The sequence below is a fragment of the Butyrivibrio sp. INlla14 genome (assembly GCF_900102515.1).
GTDB lineage: Bacteria > Bacillota > Clostridia > Lachnospirales > Lachnospiraceae > Butyrivibrio.
In genome coordinates this window covers 33,006-51,027 of sequence record NZ_FMVS01000029.1, presented here as the reverse complement: position 1 = coordinate 51,027, position 18,022 = coordinate 33,006, and the positions used below count along the sequence as shown (strand labels likewise).

The 18,022-nt window shown below is 41.3% G+C and carries 13 protein-coding genes and 1 pseudogene; all 14 read right to left on the bottom strand.

Going from position 1 to position 18,022, the window contains the following annotated elements:
* Positions 1–394: 394 nt before the first annotated feature.
* On the bottom strand, positions 395–937 hold the full coding sequence (locus BLO53_RS15920) for a phosphoglycerate mutase family protein (protein ID WP_092063808.1): 543 nt from the start codon (positions 935–937) through the stop codon (positions 395–397).
* Positions 934–1,398 carry an 8-oxo-dGTP diphosphatase gene (locus BLO53_RS15915; RefSeq protein WP_092063805.1) on the bottom strand — a complete coding sequence of 155 codons (465 nt, stop codon included), beginning with the start codon at positions 1,396–1,398 and terminating at the stop codon, positions 934–936. Before BLO53_RS15915 ends, BLO53_RS15920 begins: the two co-directional genes overlap by 4 nt.
* Before the next feature lie 23 nt (positions 1,399–1,421).
* Entirely contained in the window at positions 1,422–1,904 is a 483-nt protein-coding gene (locus tag BLO53_RS15910; RefSeq protein ID WP_092063802.1) for a GNAT family N-acetyltransferase, read from the bottom strand.
* Between the two features lie 18 nt (positions 1,905–1,922).
* Positions 1,923–2,420 carry an HAD domain-containing protein gene (locus BLO53_RS15905; protein ID WP_092063800.1) on the bottom strand — a complete coding sequence of 166 codons (498 nt, stop codon included), beginning with the start codon at positions 2,418–2,420 and terminating at the stop codon, positions 1,923–1,925.
* A 34-nt stretch (positions 2,421–2,454) separates the two neighbouring features.
* A complete protein-coding gene (locus tag BLO53_RS15900; RefSeq protein WP_092063798.1) occupies positions 2,455–3,468 on the bottom strand; it encodes a non-canonical purine NTP pyrophosphatase in 1,014 nt (337 codons plus the stop codon).
* Between the two features lie 32 nt (positions 3,469–3,500).
* Entirely contained in the window at positions 3,501–3,632 is a 132-nt protein-coding gene (locus tag BLO53_RS19800) for a hypothetical protein (RefSeq protein WP_255363891.1), read from the bottom strand.
* A 197-nt stretch (positions 3,633–3,829) separates the two neighbouring features.
* Positions 3,830–4,516 (bottom strand): DUF3800 domain-containing protein, encoded by a 687-nt coding sequence (locus tag BLO53_RS15895; protein ID WP_092063795.1) that lies wholly within the window; start codon positions 4,514–4,516, stop codon positions 3,830–3,832.
* Between the two features lie 259 nt (positions 4,517–4,775).
* Positions 4,776–5,177: pseudogene (locus BLO53_RS15890) on the bottom strand (site-specific integrase); the annotation flags it as partial.
* A 215-nt stretch (positions 5,178–5,392) separates the two neighbouring features.
* A complete protein-coding gene (gene tuf, locus BLO53_RS15885; RefSeq protein ID WP_092063790.1) occupies positions 5,393–6,583 on the bottom strand; it encodes an elongation factor Tu in 1,191 nt (396 codons plus the stop codon).
* Positions 6,584–6,724: 141 nt separating this feature from the next.
* Positions 6,725–8,839: an elongation factor G gene (gene fusA, locus BLO53_RS15880; RefSeq protein WP_092063787.1), complete on the bottom strand. Its 2,115-nt coding sequence runs from the start codon at positions 8,837–8,839 to the stop codon at positions 6,725–6,727.
* 48 nt (positions 8,840–8,887) lie between these two features.
* Positions 8,888–9,358, bottom strand: a complete 471-nt coding sequence (gene rpsG / locus BLO53_RS15875) for a 30S ribosomal protein S7 (RefSeq protein WP_013281752.1) — start codon at positions 9,356–9,358, stop codon at positions 8,888–8,890.
* A 195-nt stretch (positions 9,359–9,553) separates the two neighbouring features.
* Positions 9,554–9,973, bottom strand: a complete 420-nt coding sequence (gene rpsL, locus BLO53_RS15870) for a 30S ribosomal protein S12 (protein ID WP_013281753.1) — start codon at positions 9,971–9,973, stop codon at positions 9,554–9,556.
* A 127-nt stretch (positions 9,974–10,100) separates the two neighbouring features.
* Positions 10,101–13,826: a DNA-directed RNA polymerase subunit beta' gene (gene rpoC, locus BLO53_RS15865; protein WP_092063814.1), complete on the bottom strand. Its 3,726-nt coding sequence runs from the start codon at positions 13,824–13,826 to the stop codon at positions 10,101–10,103.
* Positions 13,827–13,931: 105 nt separating this feature from the next.
* Complete coding sequence (gene rpoB / locus BLO53_RS15860; protein WP_092063784.1) at positions 13,932–17,798, bottom strand: DNA-directed RNA polymerase subunit beta; 3,867 nt, start codon at positions 17,796–17,798, stop codon at positions 13,932–13,934.
* Between the last annotated feature and the right edge of the window lie 224 nt (positions 17,799–18,022).

Genomic DNA, 18,022 nt, shown 5'->3' with positions numbered 1-18,022 from the left:
TCCGATGGATGTGGTCTTGGGGACGGAATACTTCTTGTCAGGGTCATACTTTCTCTCATACGCATAGTACACGTAGGTAGTTCCCTTGATGTTTTTTATTGTGATACCGTTTTCCCCAGTCGGTATCTTCACAAGGAAATTCATATACATGGCAGCCTCCATAGAGATGTAATTACTTCTCTATTATCTTACCATGTTCCCCACTCAAAATCAAGCGAAATCCGCATAAAATCTGGGTTTTTCCAATTTTTCCACCTCTCAATTTGGCTGCCGAGAGTTAATTATCGCGGAAGTTCACATATATGCAAAAAGCTCCTGTGCTTAACAACAGAAGCTTTTGACACTTGATTATTATTTTCGTATTTTCCGTCACCAACGTTTCATGTTCTTCACCTTAACACTTTCTTGTAAGCAAAATTACTTCTCCATTCCTATAGTTCACGCGCTCTTTATCTGCTTTGAAGCCAGCATTCTTCATCATTCTAATCAAAGTGTGCATAAAGAAGCCATGTGTGACTATAGCACAATCCTCATTACGCTCTATTATCATGTTCACAAACTGCTCTGCTCTCTTAGAGGTCTGTTTCCGGACTTCAGGCTGTCTTTTATTTCCGGTCAGCCATTGCAGCCTTCCTAAAACATTCCAGACCCCCAGCGGCAAACGTATTGCTATATCAAATCCTGAATGAAGCGGAACCTCATTTAGCAGTGCTGTCCTATTGAAATCCTCTTCTCCAAATATTTTTTCTGCAGTTTGTAGAGTCCTGTCCAAATCGCTAATATAAATCTTTTGAATATCATCGTTCACTGTATCTACAGATGCCTTATCAATCGGGGCTTTGTCATATAACGCACTCTGCTCATCAAACTCAGCAGATGTGCACCACTTTTTCCATTCATGTAACACTTTTCCATGCCTTATTACATATACTCTCATTTAATCGCTACCGTCCAGTTATCCCCATCAACCAGATATTGGAACTCTGTCAGTTCAGGATTATTTATAACTTCTAGTAGTTCTTCCAAGTCATCAACTGTTTCAAGCTCTGACAGTTTACTTATTTCAACCCACTCCATCTTTCCTTCATCTGAGGAAATGATATCTCCTGTAAATTCGTTTGTTTTAAAAAGAAATACTATATATCTTCCATTTTCGTATTTACCGTCCCTGACTGGAAACTGCTTAACTCCAGCAAGTCGTGGGTTCTTTATATCCAGGCCGGTTTCTTCTTTCATCTCACGAATTACCGCATCAACAAAAGACTCTCCCATTTCAACATGACCCCCTGGAAGAGTGTAGCCTTTCCAATCCTCTTTGACTCTATTTTGAAGCAGCACTTTGTCTCCATCTGAAATGAGGCAAAGGACTGTTATTTCTGATATTTCGGTTCTGCTCATGTTTTCCTCATCATGCTTATGCTTTATAGTTTTAAAACTGCAATTAATTCTTCTCCGTCCACATCCCCGGTTTCTACAAATCCAAAAGACTCATAAAGATTTTTTGCCACCTTATTGTCTGGTTCATATGATAGCCAACAATATTCTGCTCTGCCACAAGGAAACGTCTTTATGAACTCAAGCGCAAGTTCAATTGCTTTTCTGCCATAGCCCTTTTGCTGATATCTCTTATCTATCATCAGCCGCCAAAGATTATAGTTGTTGTCTGCTATTTGTGGCGCATCATCCCAGTAATCATCTTTGTCATATCCGATCATGACAAATCCAACCAGAATATCCTCATCATAGATGCCAAAAGGGAAAGCATAACCATTATTTGTGATGGTTGTATAAGCCTCAATGATACTAACGTCATTAGAAGCAACAAATTCTCTCTGGTCGTCATTAACAGATAGTTTTAAAATATCCCAAGCATTTTTACCATTTATCTTCTCAAGTCTTAACATATAGTCTCTTCCTTCTTACTAATTTCCCAGTAGTATAGTTATAGCTTTTTCAACATCTTTTGTAGTAAGGCCAACCTCAGCATCTGTCTTTACCTGATGTTTTTCAATCTCACTATTATGAAGTTCAAGATCATCAAGTACTACCCAATTCGCAGAGGGATTATCTTTTAACCACAAAAGTATTTCATCAGCTTTAACCAGGCTAAACTTCTTGGCCTTTCTTATCTCTTCCGTAGTTAAGTCTGGTGTTACTCCTGCAATCGTAATGCCTGCTTCCTTCATTGTGTTAGCCAAAAAATCTGCTTCCGTCCTTAATGGTTTCATCGTTTCATCAAACCAAAATCTCCAGCCAGAATGAAGAATTATCTTAGCATTAGTTCTTTTCACAAGGCTTCCAAGTAACTTTACAGCCTCAGAATCAATATATTTGCCATTACTAATCTCACGTTGATGTTCGTTGTCCCAAAACTTCGAATTAAGGACTCCATCCACATCAAGGAATATTACATTGCTCATAATACAATCCCTTACTATGATAAATGTGTTTTTTTTACAATTTGCCTCTTAAAAAATTGTCAGCTTCAAGAAGTACACGCTTTGTTTCATCATATTCTGATATTGATAAAGCTTCGTCCAATCTTAAACTCTTGATTGAAATAATTTCATCCGGCCGCATAATACAAGGAACTTGATCTGTATACTCAGCTAAGAATAATACCACTTGTCTTTTTACATTAGGACGTTCTGACGGATAGTATTCCTGAATTTCCCTAAATCCGGGTAGCAGGCTTAGCTCCAATCCGGTTTCTTCTCTTATTTCTCGGATCGCCGTTTCTTCCTCTGTTTCTCCTATTTCAATATGTCCTTTTGGAAAACTTAAAAAACCGCTTGCTTCTTCTACAAGCAGATACTCCGCTTCACCATTTACATTTTTATAAACAATTCCGCCACAGGATTTTTCCGGTATAACGTGTATCTCCTGCAGGAACTTAATGCACTTTTTGTCAAAAGAACTTGCAAGAGCCGAAAGCTCATCTAATGAGCAGTCATTATAGTATTTGCCGTTGGCTGGACAAATCGTTACAACATCAAGCGGATTGCCTCTATGTTGCCTGTTAACATTTGGTTCATTAGATATGTAAAAATAGTCATCTGGTATTTCTGTAGTGTATTCTTTTCCTTCTATCAGAAGAACCAATCCTGTAATATAACGTGCTTTCAGCCTTCCTCCATATCTTGCAGCCAGATTACTATAATGCTCAATCATTTCCTCTTCCGATAGTGTCTTACCTTGTACCCTGCGCACAAATAATCCTGGCTGAGCATCAGAAGGAATGTCATCCACATAAAGTCCTGAATCGGCTGCTAATGTAGGTAGTCCTGTTTCCTCATAATAAGCTTTTGCCTTCAATCTGGCATTCTCTATAGGTGTACTGCCTGATTCATCGACATCTATATGAATTCCCAGGTCTTTAGGAGTAATAATCTCTACATCATAGCCCGTGAGCCTGTATCTCATATTACATATTTTGGATTCATTCCCTGTAGCATATAACAATTGCATAATTCAAATACCTTTCTCATAAGCTGCTATTTTCATAGTACCTCCAGAAGTTCTGATAAACTGTTCACTTCATAATTTGGCTTTTCGTTCTCATCTTCCGGCATATCCCTAACAAATTCCCATTCTTTTTCTGCATCAGTGTTTATCCCCTTTAATTCAAGCATACCCAAGCCTCCACAACCATTTTATTATGATGGTATCGTTACATATGCATATAGTCAAGGAAATATGCGCCATAATACTGTATTTGTACAAAAAAATCGTCCACAGCCTGTGGACGATTTTTAAACTTTGTTTTAAAGCATGAAACATATTCGATTTTGATCAGTTACCGATTGGGTTCCAAATGAAACCAGTATTTCTATTTATTGTAATTAAGCTCCTTTTTATGAATATGCTTAATATAATTCTTTTTAAGCACTTTCTCATTATCAAAGAAAAATACTTCTGACCTAGATAATGACTTCTGTTCCATTTTTAGTTCTAACAATTTCATAGTGCATACAAAATCTGCCATTTGAAAGAGTCTGTAATCTTTAGGCATCACCTTCTTAAACTCAACATTATCTAACAATACATTAAACACAGATGATAATATCTTATTTACTTCATTCTGACCTTTGTCATAATAAATTTTTACGGTATCAAATTCGAAAAAGTATTCAAGATCTTCTCTTATAAACATTGCTAGCTGTTTGCTAATTCGACCTATAGCATCAAGTGAATCATCAAACTGTTTCTTTTCGATGTAAAATGATTTTTGACTAATGTCCATTCTTCGGAAGAATCCCATCATCTTAGCAAATATCTTTTTACGAGTTGCAATATCAACTCCCTTATATTCCTCTTCGCCACGAATTATAGGACCCGCATGGACACAATGTCCTCTATATCCAACACTTCTCAAATCATTTTCTAATCTATTCAATTCATCTGTAATATCTATACTTTGATCATGGAAAATAAAGGAAATAATATAATAAGGCGAATGATGCGCATATTCTCCCCAATCTCCTGATTCATCTACAAAGATACTTAATTCTTTCATAATTCTCCATAAAAAAATGACGGGCGTCCCGCCCGTCTTCATGTGGACCCGGATCTTTCGATCAGCCCTAAGTAATATTATATTACCAAGTATTATAATTAATTTCAAGATATATTGTTAATCATAAAAACGATGAATCCTCAGAGCCGTCTTTCAGACGGAACATGTATGCAAATAACAAATCATCTTCTCTCTGTTTTTTAGTTCTATCCGCATTATCTGTGTACTCCGTCCTTATATTTGCTTTCTTAACATCTGCGTCCAGCATATCAGCTATGGTTCTTTGCTTACTTGGGTATAAATGACCGTATGTGTTCAAGGTAATTCTTATATCATTATGACCTAGCCTTTCTTTGATTATAAGCGGTTCTACTCCTCTGTTTATCAGATAAGCTACATGTGAATGCCTTAGATCGTGAACCCTTATCTTTTTCACTCCTGCTTTCTCTGAGTTTCTCTTCATTTTATGTTGCACCGCTTCTTGCCCTATTGGAAAAATTCTTTCGTCTAATGGGATTCCATACAGCCTATCCAAGTACTCCTTAAGCTCATCTCGTAAAAACTCCGGTATTTCTATCACTTTGACCGATTGCTCTGTTTTAGGAGTTGTTATTACATCTTTTCCTTTGATCCTGTAGTAAGTTTTATCAATACTTATCCGACAAGTTTCAATACCATAAAGACCCTGATAGAGAAAAACAGATAAAAGATATAAAGAAATGGTAATGATAAATCCCCAGTAAAATGGGGATTTTTATTTTATGGCACCGTTTTGGCACCGGCAATTGATATTTCGTGAATTATAGACATAAAAAGGGTTTCAAGCAAAAGCTTGAAACCCTTTATAAGTTCAGTGTTTATGCAATCCGATAAGAATTACTCAACGATTGTAGCAACCTTACCTGATCCAACTGTACGTCCACCCTCACGGATAGCGAACTTAAGACCCTGCTCCATAGCGATTGGGTGAATAAGCTCGATAGACATTGTTACGTGGTCACCAGGCATGCACATCTCAACACCATCTGGAAGGTTGCAGACACCTGTAACGTCAGTTGTTCTGAAATAGAACTGAGGTCTGTAGTTTGTGAAGAAAGGTGTATGACGGCCACCCTCATCCTTTGTAAGTACGTAAACCTCTGCTGTGAACTTTGTGTGGCATGTAACTGTGCCAGGCTTTGTTACAACCTGACCTCTCTGGATGCCATCACGGTCAACACCACGAAGAAGAAGACCAACGTTGTCACCAGCTTCGCAGTAATCCATAGTCTTTCTGAACATCTCGATACCAGTACATACAGACTTAGATGTCTCTTCCTTGATACCAACGATTTCGATTTCGTCGTTGAGGTTAAGGTGACCTCTCTCTACTCTACCAGTAGCAACTGTTCCACGTCCTGTGATTGTGAATACGTCCTCAACAGGCATAAGGAAAGGCTTATCTGTCTCACGAGTAGGTTCAGGGATGTAAGAATCAACTGTGTCCATGAGCTCGATGATCTTGTCACCCCACTCAGACTTAGGATCCTCAAGAGCCTTAAGAGCTGAACCACGAATGATAGGTGTGTCATCTCCAGGGAACTCATACTCTGTAAGAAGGTCTCTGATCTCCATCTCAACGAGGTCAAGAAGCTCAGGATCATCAACCATATCGCACTTGTTCATGAATACGATGATGTAAGGAACACCAACCTGACGAGCAAGAAGAACGTGCTCCTTAGTCTGTGCCATAACACCGTCTGTAGCAGCAACAACAAGGATAGAACCATCCATCTGAGCTGCACCAGTGATCATGTTCTTAACGTAGTCAGCGTGACCTGGGCAGTCAACGTGAGCATAGTGTCTGCTAGCTGTCTCATACTCGATGTGAGCTGAGTTGATTGTGATTCCTCTTTCCTTCTCTTCAGGAGCCTTATCGATCTGATCGAATGCTACTGCAGGGCTGAATCCTCTATCAGCAAGTACTGCTGTGATAGCAGCTGTAAGAGTTGTTTTACCATGGTCAACGTGACCGATAGTACCAATGTTTACGTGTGGTTTGGTTCTGTCGAACTTAGCTTTTGCCATTTCTAAATATCCTCCTTAAGTGAAATGTTATCCAACATTTTCATACATAATTTAACCGACTATATCGATTATATTAAATGTTTGCCGCTAAATCAAGCATTTTGCTAGATTTAAACGGCGAAACATTTACTTATTTTATTATCAGCCCTTGTTTGAAAGGACCTTATCCTGTACGTTCTTAGGAACTGGAGCGTACTTCTCAAAGAACATTGAGTAGTTACCACGTCCCTGTGTTCTAGAACGAAGGTCTGTAGCATATCCGAACATCTCAGCAAGAGGCACATGTGCTCTAACAATCTTGCCGCCGCCAAGGTCATCCATACCTTCAACCTGTCCACGACGAGAGTTAACGTCACCGATAACATCTCCCATGTACTCTTCAGGCATAGTAACCTCAACCTTCATGATAGGCTCAAGAAGAACAGGAGCACCCTTCTGCATAGCATCCTTGAACGCCATAGATCCAGCGATATGGAATGCCATTTCTGAAGAGTCAACTTCGTGGTATGATCCGTCGTAAACTGTTGCATGAACACCAACTACTGGATATCCACCAAGTGAACCAGCCTTCATAGCCTCTTCGATACCTTCGCTGATTGGCTGAATGAATTCCTTAGGAATAGCACCACCAACTACTTCGCTATCAAACTGGTAAAGATTGTCGCCATTTGCATCCATAGGCTCGAAACGAACCTTACAGTGTCCGTACTGACCACGTCCACCGGACTGCTTAGCATACTTAGACTCAACGTCTACAGCCTTTGTAAGAGCTTCTCTATAAGCAACCTGAGGAGCACCTACGTTAGCCTCAACCTTGTACTCTCTAAGAAGTCTGTCAACGATGATATCAAGGTGAAGCTCACCCATACCAGCGATGATTGTCTGACCTGTCTCAGGGTTTGTATGAGCTCTGAATGTAGGATCTTCTTCAGCAAGCTTCATAAGAGCCTCATCAAGCTTCTGCTGACCAGCCTTAGTCTTAGGCTCGATAGCAAGCTCGATAACAGGATCAGGGAATTCCATAGACTCGAGAATTACAGGGTTCTTCTCATCACAGAGTGTATCACCTGTAACTGTGTTCTTAAGACCTACAGCTGCAGCGATATCACCTGAGTAAACCTTCTCAATATCTGTACGCTTATCAGCGTGCATCTGAACAATACGTCCAATACGCTCCTTAGTATCCTTAGTACTGTTAAGTACATAAGAACCTGAATTTGCAGTACCTCTGTATACACGGAAGAATGCAAGCTTTCCAACGAATGGATCGCTGACAATCTTGAATGCAAGAGCTGCGAATGGGCCATCATCTGTTGACTCAACTTCGATCTCATTGCCATCCATGTCTGTACCCTTACAAGCTGGGATATCAACTGGTGAAGGCATAAACTCGATAACTGCATCGATAAGCTTCTGGATACCTCTGTTCTTGTGGGCTGAACCACAGCAAACAGGGAATGCCTTACACTCGCAAGTAGCCTTACGAAGTGCTGCCTTAAGCTCATCAACTGAAGGCTCTTCGCCCTCAAGATACTTCATCATAAGATCCTCATCGAGGTCGCAAATCTTCTCAACAAGTTCTGAGTGATAAAGCTCAGCATCATCCTTGAGATCAGCAGGGATTTCACCAATCTGAACATCCTCACCCTTATCACCATTGTAGATGTAAGCCTGCATCTCGAAAAGGTCGATAACTCCCATGAACTGATCTTCAGCTCCGATAGGAATCTCGATCATGATTGCATTTTTCTTAAGTCTATTTCTGATCTGCTCAACAGCTCCGAAATAGTTTGCTCCAATGATATCCATCTTGTTGATGAATGCCATACGAGGAACATTAAATCCGTCAGCCTGACGCCATACGTTCTCAGACTGAGGCTCAACGCCTTCCTTAGCGCTGAATACACCTACAGCACCATCAAGTACTCTAAGTGAACGCTCAACCTCAACGGTGAAGTCAACGTGTCCAGGTGTATCAATGATATTGATACGGTGCTCAAGAGCGCCTGGCTTTGTCTTACCGTTCTGCTGAAGTGTCCAGTGGCAAGTTGTAGCTGCAGATGTGATTGTGATACCTCTTTCCTGCTCCTGAGCCATGTAGTCCATGGTAGCAGTACCTTCGTAAGTCTCACCAATCTTATAGTTTACACCGGTATAGTAAAGAATACGCTCTGTAAGTGTAGTCTTACCAGCATCAATATGAGCCATGATACCGATGTTTCTGGTTCTCTCCAATGGGTATTGTCTATCAGCCAAAGGTTCTTCCTCCTAATTAAATCTAAACACACATCCCTACGCTGCAGATTAGAATCTGTAGTGTGAGAACGCCTTGTTTGCTTCTGCCATCTTGTGCATATCTTCCTTACGCTTTACAGCTGCACCAGTATTGTTGTATGCATCCATAATCTCTGAAGCAAGTCTATCTACCATAGTCTTCTCGCCTCTAGCGCGTGAGAAATTAACAAGCCAGCGAAGTGCAAGAGCCTGACGTCTGTCTGGTCTAACCTCGATAGGAACCTGGTATGTAGCACCACCGATACGTCTAGCCTTTACCTCGAGAGCAGGCATGATGTTGTTCATGGCTCCCTCGAATACTTCAAGAGCAGGCTTACCAGCCTTCTCCTCTACCTGTGCGAATGCTCCGTATACGATCTTCTGAGCTACGCCCTTCTTACCATCAAGCATAACTGTGTTAACAAGCTTAGTAACAACCTTGTTATCGTATAAAGGATCCGCTAATACGTCACGTTTTACAATATGTCCTTTACGCGGCACGGTTCTTCCCTCCTTTAGAATTGCAATGATTATAATAAAGTCACTGCTTACTATAAATCATCGGTACTCACTAATCTTAGTGTTCGTGCTGTTTTCTAACTTAGATAAAGAAATACCACCCATAAAAATGGGGTCTTACTTATAACTATGTTAAAAGAATCCAACACTTATAAAATTAGATGTTTAGTTAATAGATTACTTAGACGCCTTTGGTCTCTTAGCGCCATACTTGGAACGAGCCTGTTTTCTGTCGGCTACACCTGCTGTATCAAGAGTACCACGGATAATGTGATATCTTGTACCAGGTAAATCCTTAACTCTTCCGCCACGGATAAGAACAACGCTGTGCTCCTGAAGGTTGTGTCCCTCTCCAGGAATGTAGCTTGTTACCTCAATACCGTTAGAAAGACGTACTCTGGCGATCTTTCTCAGAGCTGAGTTAGGCTTCTTAGGGGTAGCTGTCTTAACAGCTGTACATACACCACGCTTCTGTGGAGAAGCTGTTGCAGTAGCCTTCTTGTGAAGAGAGTTGAATCCCTTCTGAAGTGCAGGAGCTGTAGACTTCTTAACAGATGTCTGACGACCCTTTCTAACTAACTGGTTAAATGTTGGCATTCCTTTTACCTCCTATTTTAATATATGCATAAGACAAAGGGGCAGAAATTCACCCCTTTGTCAATACACGCAATTATGAATTATAAATACTATGTTTTTGATTGTCAACTAAAAAATTTCTTAACAATCACTCTTCATCATCATCAACAATGAGCTCTTCATCAAGATCTGCAGAAGCATCTACTATCTCATCATCGAAGTCTCTTCTCTTTTTCTTGAGAATGAGTTTCTCCGGATCCTTAAAGTTCGCATCAGTATTAAGAGTTGTATTTCTGTATCTCTTCATACCTGTTCCTGCAGGAATCAGCTTACCAATGATAACGTTCTCTTTAAGTCCGATAAGTGGATCAACCTTACCCTTAATAGCTGCATCTGTAAGAACCTTTGTTGTCTCCTGGAAGGAAGCAGCTGAGAGGAATGAGTTAGTTGCAAGAGCTGCCTTAGTAATACCAAGGATAACCTGCTTACCTTCAGCTGGCTTCTTGCCTTCTGAGATAAGTGCTTCGTTGCTGTCCTCGAAATCAAGAACATCTACAAGAGTTCCTGGAAGGAATTCTGTATCACCACTCTCATCTATTCTTACCTTCTTGAGCATCTGACGTACGATAACCTCGATATGCTTATCGCAGATATCAACACCCTGAAGACGGTAAACTCTCTGTACTTCTCTTAAGAGATAATCCTGAACTGCACGGATTCCCTTAATCTTAAGAAGATCGTGTGGGTTAACTGAACCCTCTGTAAGCTCATCACCAGCTTCAATTGTGATTCCATCCTGAACCTTGATTCTTGATCCGTAAGGAATCAGATAAGCTTTTGACTCGCCTGTTTCATCGTTAGTAACGATAACTTCACGCTTCTTCTTGGTATCTCTGATCTCAACCTTACCGTCAAGCTCTGAGATGATTGCAAGTCCCTTAGGTTTTCTAGCCTCGAAAAGCTCTTCTACTCTAGGAAGACCCTGTGTAATATCGCCACCGGCAACACCACCAGTATGGAATGTTCTCATAGTAAGCTGTGTACCAGGCTCACCGATAGACTGAGCAGCGATGATACCAACTGCCTCACCTACCTGAACAGCCTCACCAGTTGCCATGTTAGCACCGTAACACTTAGCACAGATACCGTTATGTGAACGGCATGTAAGGATTGTACGGATCTTAACTGCCTCTATTGGCTGTCCCTTTGAGTTAACACCTACTGAAAGGATCTTAGCTGCACGAGATGGTGTGATCATGTGATTCTTTTTAACGATCACGTTACCATCTTTATCTTTAATAGTTTCGCAAGAATATCTTCCTGTGATTCTATCCTTTAATGGCTCAATTGTTTCCTTGCCATCCATGAATGCCTTAACTGTCATTCCAGGAATAACTTCCTTATCTGCGCAGCAATCTACATCACGAATGATAAGTTCCTGTGATACGTCAACCATTCGACGTGTCAGGTATCCTGAATCGGCTGTTCTAAGAGCTGTATCTGACAGACCCTTACGAGCTCCATGAGCTGACATGAAGTACTCCAGAACGTCAAGACCTTCACGGAAGTTTGACTTGATAGGAAGTTCGATTGTACGACCTGTTGTATCAGCCATAAGTCCACGCATACCAGCCAGCTGCTTGATCTGCTGGTTAGATCCACGGGCACCAGAGTCAGCCATCATGTAAATGTTATTGTACTTATCAAGACCAGCAAGAAGCTCTTCAGTAAGCTTTTTATCTGTCTCCATCCAAGTATCAACAACTGCACGATAACGCTCTTCATCTGTAATAAGACCACGACGATAGTTAACAGCAATTCTGTCAACTGTAGCCTGTGCTTCATCAAGCATTGCCTGCTTCTGCTTAGGCACTGTCATATCTGCAATTGAAACAGTCATGGCAGCACGTGTTGAATAGTGATAACCTGTATCCTTGATCTTATCAAGTACTTCAGCAGTAGCAAATGTACCGTGAGTATTGATAATAGCAGTAATAATCTGCTTAAGCTGCTTCTTACCAACCATGAAGTCTACTTCAAGTTTGAAGAAGTTCTCTGGATCTGATCTGTCAACAAAACCAAGATCCTGAGGAATAAGCTCGTTAAAGAGGAATCTACCAAGTGTTGACTCTACAATACCTGTATGATCAACGCCCTCAGCGTCCTTCTTGTGAATTCTGATCTTAACTTTTGACTGAAGTGTAATGTAGCCATTCTCATAAGCAAGGATAGCTTCATCTACATTCTTAAATGCCTTACCCTCTCCAAGAGCACCAGGTCTTTCCTGTGTAAGATAGTAGATACCAAGTACCATATCCTGTGTAGGAACGTTTACAGGGCCACCATCTGAAGGCTTAAGGATATTGTTAGGTGAGAGCATAAGGAATCTACACTCTGCCTGAGCTTCTACTGACAATGGAAGATGTACAGCCATCTGGTCACCGTCGAAGTCGGCGTTGAAAGGTGTACATACAAGTGGATGAAGCTTAATAGCCTTACCTTCTACAAGAATAGGCTCAAATGCCTGGATACCAAGTCTGTGAAGTGTGGGGGCACGGTTCAGCATAACAGGATGCTCTTTGATAACATCCTCAAGTACATCCCAAACCTGCTCATCAAGACGCTCAACAAGCTTCTTGGCATTCTTAATATTCTGAGAAATTCCTCTTGAAACCAGTTCCTTCATAACGAAAGGCTTGAACAATTCGATAGCCATTTCCTTAGGAAGACCACACTGGTAAATCTTAAGTTCTGGTCCTACTACGATAACTGAACGTCCTGAGTAGTCTACACGCTTACCAAGAAGGTTCTGACGGAAACGTCCTGACTTACCCTTAAGCATATCAGAGAGAGACTTGAGTGCTCTGTTACCAGGGCCAGTTACAGGTCTTCCTCTTCTACCGTTATCGATGAGGGCATCTACAGCCTCCTGGAGCATTCTCTTCTCGTTGCGAACGATAATATCAGGCGCACCAAGATCAAGAAGTCTCTTAAGTCTGTTATTTCTGTTGATAATTCTTCTATAAAGATCGTTAAGATCTGATGTGGCAAAACGTCCACCATCAAGCTGTACCATAGGACGAAGATCTGGCGGAATTACAGGGATGCAATCCATGATCATCCATGAAGGATCATTTCCAGACTCTCTGAAAGCTTCTACAACTTCAAGTCTCTTGATGATTCTTGCTCTCTTCTGTCCGCTTGATGTATCAAGGCCTTCCTTGAGTTCTGTATATTCTTTCTCAAGGTCAATAGCAAGAAGGAGCTCTTTGATAGACTCAGCGCCCATTCCGGCACGGAACTTACCGCCCCACTCTTCTCTTGCGTCCTGATATTCTTTCTCTGAAAGAACCTGCTTGTACTCAAGAGTTGTCTCTCCTGGATCAAGTACTATATATGATGCGAAGTAAAGAACTTTCTCAAGTACACGAGGTGAAAGGTCAAGAATAAGACCCATTCTGCTAGGTATTCCCTTGAAATACCAAATATGTGATACAGGAGCTGCAAGCTCGATATATCCCATTCTCTCACGACGTACGCTGCTCTTTGTGATCTCTACGCCACAACGATCGCAGACAACGCCCTTATATCTAATCTTTTTGTACTTACCGCAGTGACATTCCCAGTCCTTGGTAGGTCCAAATATCTTCTCACAGAACAAACCATCTCTTTCAGGCTTAAGTGTTCTGTAGTTGATTGTCTCTGGCTTTGTTACCTCACCACTATGTGGGTCATTGTCATTTCTATGAGCCCAGCTTCTGATTTTTTCAGGTGATGCAAGTCCTATCTTGATAGAATCAAATGTCATTGGCTGATAAACCTGCTGAAGGCTGCTGCCTCTGCCACTTGAAGCTTCATTTATTGCTTTATTCATTGTTGAATCAGACATTCGTAACCTCTTTTCTATATGTTATCGTGAGTTTAAGTTACAGCAATCTGCCTGACTGACCATAAGGCCAGTCAAACAGTTTATTTCTGATTACTCATCATCAGATGAACCGAAATCGTCCTCAAATGACTCTTCAAAATCATCTGCTTCTTCTGCTTCCGCTACAAGCTCGCCACTTTCATCGAAGTGCTGCTTGGAGTAGCCATTAGCCTCAAAAGATTCCTGGCTGTAATCACGTGATGAATTATCGCCTTCCATCTCGAAGCGATAATCAGAATCAGTGTAATCAACGCTCTCCATAATCTCAACCTCAGTGTTATCTTCGCGAAGAACCTTGATATCAAGACCAAGGGACTGAAGTTCTTTAAGAAGAACCTTGAATGATTCTGGAACGCCAGGTTCAGGAATGTTATCACCCTTAATAATTGCCTCGTAGGTCTTAACACGTCCTACAACATCATCAGACTTAACTGTAAGAATTTCCTGAAGAGTGTAAGCTGCGCCATAAGCCTCGAGAGCCCAAACTTCCATTTCTCCGAAACGCTGTCCACCGAACTGAGCTTTACCACCCAGAGGCTGCTGTGTAACAAGAGAGTAAGGACCAGTTGAACGAGCATGGATCTTATCGTCAACCAGGTGATGGAGCTTCAGGTAATGCATGTGTCCAATAGTTGTTGGGCTATCAAACTTCTGACCTGTTCTACCATCACGGAGCTGTACCTTACCGTCTGATCTGATAGGAACACCTTTCCAGAGTTCTCTATGATCTCTGTTCTCGTACAGATAATCCATGATCTCAGGATGTACAAGATCTTTGTACTTAGCCTCGAACTCATCCCATGTGCTATTTACATAGTCATTAGCAAGTTCAAGTGTATCCTGAATATCTATCTCGTTTGCACCATCAAAAATAGGTGTTGCAATGTTAAATCCAAGTGCCTTAGCAGCAAGAGAAAGGTGAATCTCCAGGACCTGTCCGATATTCATACGTGAAGGAACGCCCAGAGGGTTCAGCACGATATCAAGTGGTCTACCATTTGGAAGATATGGCATATCCTCAATAGGAAGTACACGTGATACGACACCCTTGTTACCATGACGACCAGCCATCTTATCACCTACAGAAATCTTTCTCTTCTGTGCGATATAGATACGAACAGCCTGATTAACACCAGGTGAAAGCTCATCGCCGTTATCTCTTGTAAATACCTTGGCATCAACAACGATACCATATTCTCCGTGAGGAACCTTAAGAGATGTATCTCTAACTTCTCTTGCCTTCTCACCGAAGATTGCTCTAAGGAGTCTCTCCTCAGCTGTAAGCTCTGTCTCTCCCTTAGGTGTAACCTTACCAACAAGGATATCACCTGCACGAACCTCAGCACCGATACGGATGATTCCGCGGTCATCAAGATCCTTGAGAGCATCATCGCCTACACCAGGAACATCACGAGTGATTTCTTCTGGTCCAAGCTTTGTCTCACGAGCTTCTGCCTCATACTCCTCAATATGTACAGATGTATAAACATCATCACGTACAAGTCTCTCTGAAAGAAGAACAGCATCCTCGTAGTTGTAACCTTCCCATGTCATGAAGCCGATAAGAGGGTTCTTACCAAGACCAAGTTCTCCCTGTGATGTAGAAGGACCATCTGCGATAACCTGACCAGCTTCTACATGATCGCCCTTAAATACGATAGGTCTCTGATTGTAGCAGTTACTCTGGTTAGATCTCTGGAACTTAATAAGATGGAACTCTTCCTTCTCACCATCATCATATGTCATCTGGATAAGCTTACTATCAACGAAATCGATAGTACCAGCTTTTCTAGCTACTACGCATACACCTGAGTCAACAGCAGCCTTTCTCTCCATACCAGTACCTACAGCAGGAGCTTCTGTCATAAGAAGAGGCACTGCCTGACGCTGCATGTTTGATCCCATGAGGGCTCGGTTAGCATCGTCGTTCTCAAGGAATGGGATAAGTGCTGTAGCAACTGAGAATACCATTCTAGGTGATACGTCCATGTACTCAACTGCTGTCTTAGGATACTCGGATGTTTCCTCTCTGTAACGACCAGAAACAGTCTTCTTAACGAAATGGCCTTCCTCATCAAGTGAAGTATTAGCCTGAGCTACATGGTAATTATCTTCCTCGTCCGCTGTAAGGTATTCAACCTTGTCAGTAACACGTGGATTCTCTGGATCTGTTCTGTCAACAACACGATATGGAGCCTCAACGAAACCATAATCATTAACTCTTGCATAGCTTGCAAGTGAGTTTATAAGTCCGATGTTAGGACCTTCAGGAGTCTCGATAGGGCACATACGTCCATAGTGTGTATAGTGTACGTCTCGAACCTCGAATCCGGCTCTGTCTCTTGAAAGACCGCCAGGACCAAGAGCTGAAAGACGTCTCTTGTGAGTAATCTCACTAAGAGGGTTGTTCTGATCCATGAACTGTGACAACTGTGAAGAACCAAAGAACTCCTTAACAGCTGCCTGTACAGGTTTAATATTGATAAGTGTCTGAGGAGAAACCTCTTCTGTATCATGTGTAGTCATTCTCTCACGAACAACTCTCTCAAGTCTTGAAAGACCGATACGATACTGGTTCTGAAGAAGTTCACCTACGCAACGAATACGTCTGTTGCCCAAGTGGTCGATATCATCATCATTACCAATGCCATACTCAAGATGGATATTGTAGTTAATAGAAGCAATGATATCTTCCTTGGTAATGTGCTTAGGAATAAGCTCATGAACACGTTTCTTGATAGTTTCAGCAAGACCTTCTGGATCATTCTTGACTGTATACTCATCAAGGATTTCCTTAAGTACTGGATAATAAACGTTCTCATTAATTCCAAGCTCAGCAGGATCACACTCAATAAAGTGTGTGATATCTACCATCATATTAGAAAGAACCTTAACATTTCTCTCTTCTTCCTGAAGAAGAACATAAGGAATAGCGCAGTTCTGAATCTCTGTAGCGAGAGCGCGGTCAACCTTAGTACCAGCAGATGCGATCATCTCACCTGTAGTCTCATCAACTACATCCTCAGCAAGAACATGTCCGTTGATACGGTTCTTAAAATGAAGTTTCTTATTGAATTTATATCTACCAACCTTAGCAAGGTCATATCTTCTAGGGTCAAAGAACATAGCGTTGATAAGAGACTCTGCACTCTCAACACTAAGTGGCTCACCAGGACGGATCTTTCTGTAGAGTTCAAGAAGACCGCTCTGATAATCTGTAGAAGAATCCTTAGAAAAGCTTCCCTGGATCTTAGGCTCATCACCAAAGAGTTCAAGAATCTCCTCATTTGTACCTATACCAAGAGCTCTGATAAGAACAGTAACAGGAACCTTTCTTGTTCTGTCTACTCTTGCATAGAATACGTCATTAGGATCAGTCTCGTACTCAAGCCATGCACCCCTGTTAGGGATAACAGTGCACGCCATAAGCTCCTTACCGATCTTATCGTATGTAATATCATAATAAATACCGGGTGAACGAACTAACTGGCTGACGATAACTCTTTCTGCTCCATTGATAACGAATGTACCAGTGGCTGTCATAAGAGGAAGATCGCCCATGAAAATCTCATGTTCAGTGATCTCATCCTTCTCCTTATTATGGAGACGAACCTTAACTTTTAAAGGTGCAGCAAATGTTGCATCTCTCTCCTTGCATTTCTCAATCGTGTTCTTATTTTTGTCAATCTCATCCTCGCAAAGTTTGAAATCAACAAATTCCAGACTGAGCTTGCCACTGTAGTCCTCAATAGGAGAGATATCGTCAAAGACTTCCTTCAAGCCTTCGTCAAGAAACCACTGATATGAATTCTTCTGTACTTCAATCAGGTTTGGCATCTCCAGGACTTCCTTCTGACGCTGGAAACTCATACGAATGTTTTTACCAGAACCAGTAGGATGTAATCTGTTTTTTTCCATTGACATTCACCCCGTTCTAAATTTTATTTTTTGCGATGAAATGGGGATTTTAGAGTACTTTTAAAAAAGTGCGCAAAAAGGCCCACCACACCACAATAGTGCACCCTATATCCTATCATCAATTTCTCTGGGTGTCAAGGGCTTTTTATAAAGAAAAAAAGAAGCCAGAATGTAAGTAAACTTACATCTGACTTCTCATTATTTATCTGCTTATCTTTGAAGAT